The 12,838-nt window shown below is 72.8% G+C and carries 12 protein-coding genes; 3 read left to right on the top strand and 9 right to left on the bottom strand.

Features of this window, described 5'->3' with window-relative positions; translation table 11 throughout:
- Positions 1-702, bottom strand: a 702-nt coding sequence (locus AC4H2H_RS19245; protein WP_494372440.1) for an NUDIX hydrolase, incomplete at its 3' end; no start/stop codon positions are given.
- Between the two features lie 338 nt (positions 703-1,040).
- A complete protein-coding gene (locus tag AC4H2H_RS19240; RefSeq protein WP_494372439.1) occupies positions 1,041-3,080 on the bottom strand; it encodes an MDR family MFS transporter in 2,040 nt (679 codons plus the stop codon).
- Between the two features lie 167 nt (positions 3,081-3,247).
- On the opposite strand from AC4H2H_RS19240, the gene AC4H2H_RS19235 reads away from it, so the two are divergent.
- Entirely contained in the window at positions 3,248-3,961 is a 714-nt protein-coding gene (locus AC4H2H_RS19235) for a histidine phosphatase family protein (RefSeq protein WP_494372438.1), read from the top strand.
- A gap of 31 nt (positions 3,962-3,992) precedes the next feature.
- On the opposite strand, the gene AC4H2H_RS19230 is transcribed toward AC4H2H_RS19235, so the two are convergent.
- From AC4H2H_RS19230 to AC4H2H_RS19210, 5 genes are all read right to left on the bottom strand, one after another.
- Positions 3,993-4,613, bottom strand: coding sequence for a response regulator (locus tag AC4H2H_RS19230; RefSeq protein ID WP_494372437.1), 621 nt, complete (start codon positions 4,611-4,613; stop codon positions 3,993-3,995).
- Positions 4,610-5,953, bottom strand: a complete 1,344-nt coding sequence (locus AC4H2H_RS19225; RefSeq protein ID WP_494372436.1) for a sensor histidine kinase — start codon at positions 5,951-5,953, stop codon at positions 4,610-4,612. The genes AC4H2H_RS19230 and AC4H2H_RS19225 overlap by 4 nt, the downstream gene beginning before the upstream one ends.
- A 6-nt stretch (positions 5,954-5,959) precedes the next feature.
- The gene (locus AC4H2H_RS19220) at positions 5,960-6,751 is read right to left on the bottom strand and encodes an ABC transporter permease (RefSeq protein WP_494372435.1); all 792 of its coding nucleotides are present in this window, start codon (positions 6,749-6,751) and stop codon (positions 5,960-5,962) included.
- Entirely contained in the window at positions 6,748-7,686 is a 939-nt protein-coding gene (locus AC4H2H_RS19215; protein ID WP_494372434.1) for an ABC transporter ATP-binding protein, read from the bottom strand. The genes AC4H2H_RS19220 and AC4H2H_RS19215 overlap by 4 nt, the downstream gene beginning before the upstream one ends.
- Positions 7,687-7,781: 95 nt before the next feature.
- Complete coding sequence (locus AC4H2H_RS19210) at positions 7,782-8,240, bottom strand: DUF6194 family protein (RefSeq protein WP_494372433.1); 459 nt, start codon at positions 8,238-8,240, stop codon at positions 7,782-7,784.
- A 45-nt stretch (positions 8,241-8,285) separates the two neighbouring features.
- Here AC4H2H_RS19210 and AC4H2H_RS19205 point away from each other — a divergent pair, with 45 nt between their 5' ends.
- Both AC4H2H_RS19205 and AC4H2H_RS19200 read left to right on the top strand, forming a co-directional pair.
- Complete coding sequence (locus AC4H2H_RS19205; RefSeq protein ID WP_494372432.1) at positions 8,286-9,116, top strand: MerR family transcriptional regulator; 831 nt, start codon at positions 8,286-8,288, stop codon at positions 9,114-9,116.
- A gap of 91 nt (positions 9,117-9,207) precedes the next feature.
- On the top strand, positions 9,208-11,097 hold the full coding sequence (locus AC4H2H_RS19200; protein ID WP_494372431.1) for a glycerophosphodiester phosphodiesterase family protein: 1,890 nt from the start codon (positions 9,208-9,210) through the stop codon (positions 11,095-11,097).
- A gap of 117 nt (positions 11,098-11,214) precedes the next feature.
- On the opposite strand, the gene AC4H2H_RS19195 is transcribed toward AC4H2H_RS19200, so the two are convergent.
- Positions 11,215-12,162, bottom strand: coding sequence for a DUF1214 domain-containing protein (locus tag AC4H2H_RS19195; protein ID WP_494372430.1), 948 nt, complete (start codon positions 12,160-12,162; stop codon positions 11,215-11,217).
- Between the two features lie 179 nt (positions 12,163-12,341).
- A partial coding sequence (locus AC4H2H_RS19190) for a VOC family protein (protein ID WP_494372429.1) occupies positions 12,342-12,838 on the bottom strand: 497 nt, incomplete at its 5' end.

The following is a 12,838-nucleotide window of genomic DNA, read 5'->3' as shown; positions in this document are numbered from 1 at the left end:
AGTACCTGCGGAGTTGACTCTTGTCTGAAGGCAGGGGTAGACGTTCTGGATCGGGACCTGGTTGATCGGTCCGTTGTGGAACTTGAACTGCGTGAAGCCGCCGACGCTCCTCGAAGTGTGGTTCAGCTGGTCGGTCTGCTTGCCGTCGTAGTACCAGCCCGGGAAGTGCGTGCTGCCCGTCTGCCGGGTCCAGGATGCAGTCTTGATCTGCCCGCCCGTGGCGCAGTACTTGATAGTCGTGTAGTAGCGGTACAGCACGCCACCGAGAACGTTCTTGCCCGCCCCCTGTGCGCCCTTCTCGTAGCAGACGTCGTAGGCGGCCACCGCCGCGACCGTCTGGCCATCGGCCTCGAACGCGGCCCTTGCCTCGGACTCGCTGATCTCCACCACCGTGATCTGCTCTTCCGTCTCAGCGAGGGAGGTTGCGGCGACGAAGAGTTCCTGCTCTTCCGGATCCAGCTCGGCAAACGCCGCGCTCGGATCGGGCGCGTCGTACACGGCCTCCGCGAGCTCGCGAGCCGAGCCCTGCGGGGACTCGCTGGCCATTGCAGAGATCGGCGCGGTCAGCGACAGTGCCACCGCACAGGCCAGGGCGAGCGTCAGCCTCTTTTCATTGAAAATTGCTCCTCGAGTTGATAGGGATCGGCGGTTTGCCGAAACAAAGCTGGGCCGGCCGCAGTCGTTCAGTGCGTCCGCATCCATTGGTACATCACGCGCGCCACGCCTGCCATCGTAAGCATAGGATTGCCTGAAGAATTCACCGAGGAGTCGCCGGAGATTCATCCTAAACAGTCGGGCACGGTAAAATGACGCGTCGCTGTCCAACCGGCGCCGGTTTGCCCTCGATTACGTCGGCGAGGTGGCATCGGACTGGCGAGGGGTCGTGGGCGACAGACCCCGAGGCGACGGAGGGTCCGGGGGTAGCGAACACGCAGGTGCGGACCGGTGCCTCAGATGCGACTCCCCTGAGCAGCGTGGCAGGCGTGCGTGTTCGGGCGGTGGAGTCCGCGCCCCAGCGCTCTGATCGCGATTGGCGACGCTCAGCGCGCGGGCTCGGGGTCGGCGAGCAGCTCCTCGGCCACGCGCCGGACGAGCTCGTCGACGTCCGGCTCGTGGTCCCACCCGGACACGTACTGCGCGAGGCGCTCCCGCTCGGCCTCGCGCAGGTTCTCCGCGGCGGCCAGGCCTGCGTCGGTCGCCGTGACCGTGTCGCCGTCGACGGTGACGAGCCCCCGCTCGGCGAGCGACCGCGCGACGCCGCGCACCCTGTCCTCGGACGCCCCGGAGCGCTCGGCCATCGTCGCGACCGAGCGCGGCCCCTTGAGGGACGCGCGCGTGAGCATCCAGCACTCCCCCGGCTCGAGGTCCACCTGTCCGGCGATCACGCGGTACACCGCGAGGGGGTCGCGCGCACCGACGCGCCGCCACAGGATCAGCCGCAGCTCCTCGAGCGAGGTGCGGCTCGACGGGAGGGCGAACGCCTCGCCCGCGGAGTGCCCGGCGACCTCGGCCGGGTCGGGCGCGCCCGCGTCGCGCGACGTGCCGCGCAGCGTCGTCTCCGGCAGCAGCCACGTGAGGAGGAAGGCGACGACCGCGACGGGCACGGCCCACAGGAAGACGGTGTGCAGCGAGGCCGCGTAGGCGTCGAGGAACCAGTCCTGGACGTCGGCCGGGCACTGCGCGAGCCCCGCGGTCGAGGCCGCGAGCGCGGCCGCGTCGCACGGGCCCTGCGCGTCGGCGGGCACGCCCGCGGCGAGGTTCGCGCCGAGCCGGTTCGCGAAGATCGTGCCGAACACGGCGACCCCGACGGCCGAGCCGATGGTCCGGAAGAACGTCGCCCCGGACGTCGCCGTGCCGAGGTCGCGGTACTCGACGGCGTTCTGCACCGCGAGGATCAGCACCTGGTTGACCATGCCGAGACCGAGCCCGAACACGAACATGGACAGCCCGGCCTGCAGGGTCGAGGTGTCGCGCCCCATCAGCGACAGCAGGTACAGCCCGACCGCCGTGATCGCCGTGCCCGCGATGGGGAAGACCTTGTACCGCCCGGTGCGCGAGATGATCTGCCCCGACCCGATCGAGGTGAGCAGCAGGCCGAGCATCATCGGCGTCATCTGCAGGCCCGACGCCGTGGGACTCGCACCCTTGACAGTCTGCAGGTACAGCGGCAGGAACGTGATGGCGCCGAACATCGCGAACCCGACGGCGAAGCCGATCACCGACGCCGTCGAGAACACCCGGTTGCGGAACAGCCGCAGCGGCAGCACGGGCTCGCTCGCGCGCTGCTCCACGAGCACGAAGGCGACGAGCGCGAGCACGCCGACGGCCGCGAGCCCGTACACCTCGGGCGAGCTCCACCCCCACGTCGTGCCGCCCAGGCTCGTGATGAGCACGATCGCCGTCGCGACGATCCCGAGGAGGACGATGCCCGCGTAGTCGATGCTCGGCCGCTTCGTCGCGGCGATGCGCGGCAGGACGGCGACGACCGTCACGAGCGCGACGATCCCCAGCGGGACGTTGATGTAGAAGACCCACTGCCACGACAGGTTGTCGACGAAGAACCCGCCCAGCAACGGGCCCGCGACCGAGGAGACGCCGAACACCGCGCCGAAGAACCCCTGGTACCGGCCGCGCTCGCGCGGCGGCACGATGTCGCCGACGATCGCCTGCGACAGCACCATGAGCCCACCGCCGCCCACGCCCTGCAGCGCGCGCCACGCGATGAGCTGGCCCATCGTCGTCGACGTCCCGGCGAGGACCGAGCCGAGCAGGAAGATGAGGATGCACGCGATGAACAGGGGCTTGCGCCCGACGAGGTCGCCGAGCTTGCCCCACAGGACCGTCGTCGCGGTCGACGCGAGCATGTAGGACGTGACGACCCACGACAGGTGCTCCGCGCCGCCGAGGTCCGAGACTATGGTGGGGAGCGCCGTCGCGACGATCGTCTGGTCGAGCGCCGCGAGCAGCATGCCGAGCATGAGCCCGCCGAAGATCACGTAGACGCGGCGCTGGGACAGCGCCTCGCCCGCCGCCGGGCCGCCCGCGGCTCCGTCCTTCGGCTCGTCCCTCGGTCCGGTCACGGCCCCTCCCCCGGGTGCGACGCTCGCTCGTCGCAGGATCGCACGGGCCGCGCGGCTCGGCACCCGGTCGTCACCCGGCCTGCCCGGCGCTCGACGTCGCACCGGCTCGCCATGCGATCGTCACCTCGTCGTCGTCCCCCGGAAACCCCGACGCCCTAGCGTCGAGCGTGACCAGCAGACCGGGACGACCGGAGGGCACAGCGACGATGACCCTGACGATCACGCTCGTACGACACGGGCAGACCTACCTCAACGCACGCCGCCACCTGCAGGGGTCGTGCGACTCACCCCTCACCCGCACCGGGCGCGCGGGCGTCCGCGTGACCGCGCAGCACCTCGCACGGCACGACTTCGACACCGTCTACTCATCACCGCAAGGCCGCGCGGTGCTCACCGCGATGGAGATCCTGCGGCACCACCCCGACCTGCGGCTCACGGTCGACCACGACCTGCGCGAGCTCTCGTTCGGCACGTTCGAGCGTCGGCCCGAGACGCAGCTCGACGCCGTCGAGCCCTGGACCGAGCTCGTGCCGCGCGTGCTCGCGGGCACGCACCCCGGCGTCGGGGGCGGCGAGCCGGGCGCGGACTTCATGGCGCGCGTGCGCGCCGTGTTCACGCGCATCGTCGCCGCGCACGACGACGCCGCCCGCCCGGGTGCGATGCTCGACCGCCACGTGCTCGTCGTCGGGCACGGCCTCACGCTCGGCGCGTGGCTCGCGACGCTCGACCCGACGCGGCTCGTCGCGCTGCCCAACGCCTCCGTCTCGACGGTCGAGGTCACGGACGGCCTGCCCGTCGTCGTCTCGGTCGGCGTCGACGTCGCCGGGCACGGCTCGGTCGCGGCCCGCCCTGCACCCACGACCACCGCCGTCCCCGTCTGACGGCCGAGGCGCGCTCCCGCGTCCCGGGGCGTCAGGTGAGCAGGCGGCGCCGGTAGCCCTCGGCGACCGCCGAGGCCCGGTCGCGCACGCCGAGCTTGTCGTAGACGTGCTGCAGGTGGGTCTTGATGCTCGCCTCGCCGATGAAGAGCGCCGCAGCGGCCTCGCGGTTGGAGCTGCCGTTCGCGACGAGCTGTAGCACCTGCTTCTCCCGGTCGGTCAGCGTGCCTGCGCCGGGCCTGCGGACCTGCCCCATGAGGTGCTGGGTCACCGACGGCGCGAGCACCGGCTCTCCGCGCGCGGCCGCACGGACCGCGCGCATCAGCTCGTCGGGCAGTGCGTCCTTGAGGAGGTAGCCGGTCGCGCCCGCCTCGATCGCCGGCAGCACGTCGCTCTCGCTGTCGAAGGTGGTGAGGATCAGCACCCGGGTGTCCGGGGCCTTCTCGCGCAGGGCCGCGGTCGCGGCGACGCCGTCCGTCCCCGGCATCCGCAGGTCCATGAGCACGACGTCCGCCGCCAGGGCCTTCGCGCGGTCGACGCCCTCGGCGCCGTCGCCGGCCTCACCGACCACGGTGATGTCCTCGGCACCCGCGAAGGTGTCGCGGAGGCCGCCCCGCACGACCGGATGGTCGTCGACGATCACCAGTCGGATCATCGGTCGGTCTCCTCTGCTCTCGCTCCGCCGGGGACGATGGCCGGGACGCGCGCACTCACGGACGTCCCCTCGCCCGGCGTGCTCTGCACCTCGACGTGACCGCCGACGCCTCGGATGCGCTGGCGCATGCTCGTCAGGCCGAAACCGGTGCCGTCCTCGTCCGCGAACCCGCGTCCGTCGTCCCGCACGTCCAGCAGGACCTCGGTCCCCGTGTACGACAGCGTGACACCGACGCGCGACGCGTCGGCGTGCTTCGCCACGTTGGTCAGCGACTCCTGCGTGACCCGGAAGAGCGCCACCTCGATCGCCGGGCTCAGGGGTACCCGGTCACCGGTGACCTCCACGTGCGCTCCCACCCCCTCGTCCTGCGACCATCGCTCGGCCAGCGTACGGAGCGCGTCGGGGAGGTGCGCGCTCCCGAGCTCCTGGGGGGCGAGCGCCCGGACCGAGCGGCGGGCCTCGGTCAGGCTGCTGCGCGCGAGCCGGAGCGCGCGCGTGACGTGCTCGTCGCTCACGCCCCGCACGCCCGCGGACCTCTCCGCGGCCTGGAGCTGCGTGATGATGCCGGCGAGACCCTGGGCCAGGGTGTCGTGGATCTCGCCGGCCAGCCGCTGCCGCTCGTCCTGCGCCCCGGACTCCCGGGCCTGGGCGACCAGCTGCGCGTGGAGGCCGGCGTTCTCGTGCAGGGCCGCCTCGAGCCGCTCGACGAGCGCCTCCCGCCTGCGCTCCTCCGGCTCGCTGCGCGCCGTCAGCAGGATGCCCACCCCGATCGCCGCCGTCTGCACGGCGACGATCAGGAGGAGCTCCGCGAGCGTCTCCGGGCTCGGGTCGTCCCCCACGCGCATCGCCGAACCGTTGAGGGCCACGGACGTGACCAGGACGCCGAGCACCCCGACCGGCCACGGCCTGAGCAGGTACGCCTGGAAGAAGCCGGCCACCGTGAAGACGAGGAAGACGTCGGAGTACGTCATGAGGACGACGCACAGGGCGAGCAGCCCGACGAAGTAGACGCCCGCCGCCACGGGCCGCAGGGCCCTCCTCCTGAGGGGCAGCGTCTGACGGAACAGCACCCACAGCGCCGAGACGGTGACCAGCCCGAGGACGGTGGCACCCTCGGGCCAGAAGGGTTCGCCGGAGGCCGGGAGCACCCGCGCGAAGTAGACGACCGTCGAGATCGTCAGGAGCAGCCACGGTGTGCACAGCTGCAGGAGGTCCCAGACCCGCAGCTGCTCCTGCTTCCAGGCCAGCCGCGAGCGGTTCGCGGCCTCCGCCTCTGCCGCGACGGACGACTGGAGCGTCACGGAGCCCTGGCGCTCACCGGCCTCGGCATCCCGCGTCATCGACACCTACTCCCAGCGGAAGAGCTTCGCGGCGATCGCGCTCGCGCTCACCGCGATCCCCGCCATTATGGCGATCTGCAGCCAGAACGGCTGGCCGCCGGCAGTGGCGGTGACCTCGCCCGCCTCGGGCGACCACGCCGCGGTGAGGGCCTGCAGGCCGGGCGGGACGAGCTCGCCGACCTCGCGCAGCACGTCGGGCATGAGGACGCGCGGCAGGAAGGCCCCGCCGAAGAACATCAGCGCGACGAAGAGGACGGTGCCGACCTGGTTCGCGGCGCTGCTCGTGCGGACCACGGCCGCGGAGATCATGCCGATCCCGAGGAGCGCCGCATAGCCGATGACGAAGGCGACGGCGAACTCCAGGGGTCGTTCGGGCGGCGCGATGTCCAGCACCGCCCACGCGACGACGATCAGGAGCACCGCGGAGACGACCACTGAGGCGAACGCGACGATCATCTGCGCGAGCAGGACGCTCCGCGGGTGCGCCGGAGTCGTCGACAGCCGACGCAGGATGCCCCGCTCGCGGTAGGTCGCGACCACCGCCGGGACGTGCTGCACGGCGATCATCACCATCCCGAACACGAGCGCGGTCGGTGCCCAGACGTCGATGGCCCGGAGCCCGCCCGTCTCGGGCGACGGCTCCCTGAGCGCCGGGACGGCGCCGAGCCCCAGCAGGAGCCCCGCCGGGAACAGCACGCCGAAGAGGACGGTGGCCGAGTCGCGGAGGAAGAGCTTCGCCTCGACCGTGACCATCTTCAGGCGAGCACGCGACCCGAGACCGTGGGCGGTCGCGGTCATCGATCGACCGTCCTCTCGGTCGATGCCGGGGTTTCCAGGGCGCGCCCCGTGACGGCCACGAACGCGTCGTCGAGGGTGCGCTGGTCGACGCGGAGGTCCTCCGCCACGACCTGCGCCCTGGCGAGCGCGCCGACAACGCTGCTCACGAGCTGTCCGGTTCCGGTGACCAGCCAGCGCCCCTCGGTGATCTCGACGTCGGACACCTCGGGAAGCGCGGTGAGGACGCTCTCGTCCAGCGGCCGGCTGACGCGGAACCGGATCTGCTGCACCGCGCTCGACCGCGCGATCAGTCCGGCCGGCGTGTCCACCGCGGCGACCCGGCCCTTGTCGATGACCGCGATCCGGTCGCTGAGGCGCTCCGCCTCGTCCATGAAGTGCGTGACGAGAAGGATCGTCACGCCGGTGTCGCGGACCCGCTCGACGAGACTCCAGGTGTCCCGCCGCGCCTGCGGGTCGAGTCCCGTCGTGAGCTCGTCGAGGATCGCGATCCTCGGGTTGCCGACCAGGGCGAGCGCGATCGAGAGCCGCTGCTTCTGCCCCCCGGAGAGCGCCTTGTACTGCGTCCTGCGCTTCTCGGTGAGGCCGAGCAGGTCCATGAGCTCGCGCCAGTCGGCGGGGTCCCGGTAGAAAGAGCTGTAGAGGTCGAGCGCCTCGGCGACCGTGATCGCGTCGGGGAAGCTGCTCTCCTGCAGCTGCACGCCGAGCCGCTCACGCACCTCGGCCCGGTCCTCGACCGGGTCGAGCCCGAGCACGGAGATCGAGCCCGAGTCGGGAGTGCGCAGGCCGGCGATGCTCTCGACCGTGGTCGTCTTGCCGGCGCCGTTGGGCCCGATGATGCCGAAGATCTCCCCCTCCTCGACGGTGAAGGAGACGTCGTCGACGGCGACGTGCTCCTCGTAGCGCTTGTGCAGGTGTCGTACGTCCAACGCGGTCATGCCGCGACGCTACGGACGCGCCGCACCCCGTCACATCGACCGTCGCGTCCGAGCCTGGTCGATCCGCGCATCCACCGTTCGGTGGACCCGCATCGTCAGCGGCCGCTGCGGCGCAGGGTGCGCGCGCGTGCGTCGTCGTGCGCCGCGCGCAGGAGGTCGAGCATGAGCGCCGTCGTGCGGTCGCCCGGGTTCACGACGGCGACCCACCCGAGCGCGCCGTAGACCGGGTGGGGCACGACGACGTCGGTCGCGCCGACCTGCGACGGCTCGCCGTCGCGGGGGTCGGTCCCGAGCAGCTCGCGGAACCGCGCGCGACCGACGTGCACGTTGACCCTCCAGCGCCCTTCCTCGTCGAGGCGGGAGGCAGTGTCGTCGGGGTAGTCCTTCGTGACGATCGTGCCGTAGGGCTGCCCGTGCGGGATCGTGCCGTCAGGGGCGTAGTAGAAGAAGTGGTCGCCGACGGCGATCTCGGGGAACGCGCTGCCGTGTTCCGGCGAGAGAACCAGCACGCCGTCGAGCGACCGGACGGTGTCGAGGATCTGATCCATACTCATGGTTCGAGTGTGTGCTTGAAGTGCTTCTGGAGGGTTGAGGCCAGGATGGGCTCGGGAGGACCGCACCCGGCACGGGAGCTGCTGCGGACGTCCGACGTCGCGCGCGCGTCGGGATGGTCCGTCCAGCAGGTGCGCGACCTCGAGCAGCTCGGTGTCCTGCCGCCCGCCGGCCGGTCCGCGAACGGATATCGCACCTTCACGGACGAGCACGTCCTCGCGCTGCGCGCCTACCGCGGGCTGGTCACCGCCGTCGGGCCGGTGGTCGCGCGCCGCACGCTGCGCGACGCGTGGTCGCTCCCCCTCGACGAGGCCGCCGCGCGAGTCGGTGCCCTGCACGTGCAGCTCGCCCGCGAGCGCGAGGAGGTGCTCGACGCACGGCGCGCTCTCCTCGCGATCCGGGCCGAGCCGTCCTCCGCCGACGGCCCGGGCGGCGCCGTCGGGCGCGACGAGCCCGGCGTCACGCTCACCATCACGGAGCTCGCCGCCGCGCTGGGGGTACGGGCGTCGACGCTCCGCTTCTGGGAGGGCGAAGGGCTCCTGGCGCCAGAGCGCGTCGCGTCGCGCGTCGGGTCCGTGACGGCCCGGCGCTACCCGCCGGGCGCCGTCCGCGAGGCCCGCATCACCGCGGCCCTCCGCGCGGCCGGGTACCCGGTACCGGACGTGCGGCGGACGATCGACGCGCTCCGGCGTCTCACCACCGATGCCGTCACCGAGCCGCTCGCCGCGCTCGACGCCCGGCTCGAGGCCATCGCGCGCCGGACGCTCGCCCTCCTCGACGCCGGGACCGACGTCGCCCGCATGCTGCCCGGGCGTGCGGGAACTGACCGGGAGACCCTCGGAGAGGGCACCCCGGGGGCGTGGCGTCCCGTCACCTGACCGTCCCCCCGGCGTCGCCCCCCGGCCACCAGGACGCCATCCGGCGTTCCTAGCGTCGCCGGGGCAACCGTCCCGACGCTCGGAGGACCCGATGACGACCACCCGACCACGCGCCGCGCGCGGCACCGCCGCCACGCTCGCCGGCGCACTCCTCGCCACCACGCTGGTGACCGCGGCGACGACGACCGCGACCGTCCCGCTCGCGGCCCCCGCGGCCGCCGAGCCCGGCGACGTCCTGCTCTCCGAGTCGTTCGACGGCGACGCGCTGCCCGAGGGCTGGACGCCCGTGCTCGGCGACTGGCAGGTGCGCGACGGCCGGCTCGTCGGCGACGCGCCCGACGGGTCGTCGCCCGCACGCATCGTGTTCGGCGAGTCAGCGGAGAACTACCGCCTCGACGCGACGCTGCGCTTCGAGGCCGTGGACAACGCCACGCGCTGGGCCGGCGCGATCCTCGACGTCGCGCCCGACGGCTCCGTCCCGTGGTGGCAGGCGGTGCTGCGCAGCACGACGACGGCGCACAACGGCATCGAGATCGCGCAGCGGACCGCGGCGAACGCGTGGAACGTCCCGTACACGGCGTCGGCGCCGACGGACGCGGCGACGGGTCGCGACGTGCGCCTGTCCGTCGAGGTCCAGGGCGCGTCGGTCACGTACTCGCTCGACGGGACGACCCTGCTGGAGGGCCGGATCGACCGCTCGCGCGACGGCGCACTCGGCTTCGTCACCGCGGGCGCGACCGTGAGCGTCGACGATGTCACCGTCACCGAGATCGAGCCCGCGTCGTACGTGGGCGACGACGGCGAGCTGCCCGTCACGGTCGCGCACCGCGGCTACTCGTCCGTGACGCCGGAGAACACGCTCGCCGCGGTGGCCGCGGGGATGCGCACCGGCGCCGAGTACGTCGAGATCGACGTGCACACGACCGCGGACGGCGTGCCCGTCGTGCTGCACGACCAGACCGTGGACCGCACGACGGACGGCTCGGGCGACGTCGCCACCCTGCTCGGCGCCGACGTCACCGCGCTCGACGCCGGGTCCTGGTTCTCCCCTGCGTTCACCGGCCAGACCCTGCCGTCGTTCGCGCAGGTGCTCGACCTGCTGGAGACCGGCTCGTCGACCCTGCTGCTGGAGATCAAGGGCCCCGAGACCTCCGCGGAGGTCGAGCGCGTCGTCGACATGGTCGTCGAGGCGGGGCTGGAGGACCGTGTGGTCCTGCAGTCGTTCGACGTCGCCGCGCTGCGGTTCGCGCGCGAGCACGCGCCGCAGATCCCGCGCGGCCTGCTCCGCGGCTCCCTCGACGCCGACCCCGTGGCCGTCGCCCGCGACCTCGGTGCGGTCATGTACAACCCGTCGGCGAGCGCGCTGCTCGCACGCCCGAGCGCCGTCGCGGACCTCAACGAGGCCGGGATCGCGGTCATGCCGTACACCGTCAACTCCGCGGCGGACTGGGCCCTGCTCACCGAGATCGGCGTCGACGGCATCATCACGGACCGGGCGGGCGCCTTCGTCGGCTGGAAGCAGGCGCGCGAGCAGGAGGCGCCGGCCCCCGGAGCGCCGACGGTCGCGATCGTGAGCCCGACGGAGGGCGCAGAGGTCGACCGCGGCGGGTCGCTCGTCGTCGCCGCGAGCGCGACGGACGCGGACGAGGTCGTGCTCACGCTCGACGGCGCGCCGGTCGAGAACGGCGCGGTCGTCCCTGCCGCGGACCTCACCCTCGGGGAGCACATCGTCGTCGCGACGGCGCGCGGTGCCGGTGGCGAGGCGACGGCGGAGCGCACCGTCGTCGTGACCGTCACGCCGGAGGGCCTGCGCGCGCGCCTCGCGGCGCTCGACCTCCCGCCCGGCCAGCTCGTCGGCGCGCTCACCGCGGTCGACGCGGAACGCTGGGACGCGGTGCGGCGCGTCGTCGAGAAGTTCGTCGACGACACGGCCACGCATGAGCGCCTGCTCGAGGAGATCGATCACCTCGACGGCCGCTGACGCCCGGCGCGCCCTGGGGCGCCGCGGTACGAGGGCCCGTCCCCGGTCGGACGCCGACCGGGGGCGGGGGCTCGTCGTCGAGTCCGGGCAGGTCGTGCGGTCTGCTGCTGCGGGCGGTCAGACGCGCCGCAGCTGTGGGACGGTCCACGAGCCGTCGAGCACCTCGGTCCGAGGGCGGTAGAGGCGGACGAGGAAGTTCCACCGGTCCGGGACGGGGATGGTGTTCGGCTCGTCGCCGAGGTCGTCGTGCGGTGCGAACCGTACGGTGACCGCACCGTCGGCGTCCGGAACGGCGGTGACGCTGTTGACGCTGTAGAGGCCTTGAGGGTTCGGCTGGAAGTAGCCCTTGGCGTCGTACACCGAGACGGACCAGAAAGCGTCGACCGGGACGTCTCGTAGCGTCAGCTCGTACCTTCCGGGAGGCACATGCGGGTCGACGCCGACGTACGACGCCTCCGACGTCGGCAGCCCGCCCCAGCCCGCCGCGGTCCCGATGAGGTGCCGCACAGGGTCGATCTGCTCGCGCGCGCCGAACATCTGGTCGAATCTGCGCAGGCCGGCGGCGAGCACGAGCAACGCGTCGCGGGTGGTGTCCAGGCTCGCCGTGTCGTACTCCGGTGAGACGAACGGATCCGCCGACGCCGCGGTGAGACTCACGCTGTCCTGGATCGCGGCCACGGCAGCAAGGTCGTCGCGGTCCGCAGGGTCGACGAGAGTCCGGAGGGCCACGACGGCGTGGCGGGTACCCACGGTCTCGACGTCGAGCCGGTGCTCGCCGGCCGTGTGCAGGACGTCCGCGACGAGGTGGTCGTTGTCGAGCACCATCGCGGTCAGGTAGCGGCCCCCCGCGTCCGGCAGGGTGAGCGTGGCCGTCGCCGCGAGATCCACGACGGCGAAGCTGTAGAGCGTGTCGCGGTTCATCCGCACGACTGTCTGCCGATCGACCGACGCGGGTTCGCGGTTGTGCAGGAACCGGTTGACCCCGCCGGCGTCTCGCTGCAGGTCCGCGAACATTCGATCGGTCTCGGCGCGAACGAACGTGTCGGCGTCGACGTGCTGGGTCATGTGTCCTCCTCGGACGATGGTCACGACGCCGGCAGCGCCGTGCACCAGTCGTGAGAAGCGAAGCACCTCGTCCCCACGGCGGCGACCGGAACCTGCCCGCCGGGCGGGCGGCGGCCCTGCACCACTCGGCGAACACGGACGTGCCTGGGCTTGCTCGGTGCACCTTCCTCGCGAGGTGCTCAGGCGTGACCAGCGGGCGTGTACTGCGAGAGCGTGAGGACGGCGCCCTGGGGGTCGCGCACCTCGGCCTCGCGCGTCCACTCCGTGTCGACCGACGACAGGACGACGCCGCCGGCGCGCTCCGCCGTCGCCGCCGCCTCGTCGCGGTCGGCGACGCCGAACGTCACGGTGTGCCGCGCGGGGCCGTCGTCGACGACGATCCCCGAGACGACGTCGCGGAACCCGGGAGGCGCGCCCTCCTGCGCGGTGTCGATGTCCGGCTCGACGGTCCGGGCGAGGCGGTCGCCGTAGCCGGCGACGCGGGCCATGCCGGCGCCCAGCCCCGGGTCGACCTCCCACCCGAGCAGCGGTCCGTAGAAGTGCAGCGCACGGTCGAGGTCGGGCGTGTGCAGCACGCTGAAGCTCCACGCGCCGGGCCCGTTGACCCGCTGCGCGCCGAGCCGTTCCCCGGCCTGCCACAGCCGGAAGCGCGCGCCCTGCGCGTCGCGCACCGTCG

It is taken from the genome of Cellulosimicrobium sp. BMG9.22 (assembly GCF_059159975.1).
This window is presented reverse-complemented; position numbering and strand designations above follow the sequence as displayed.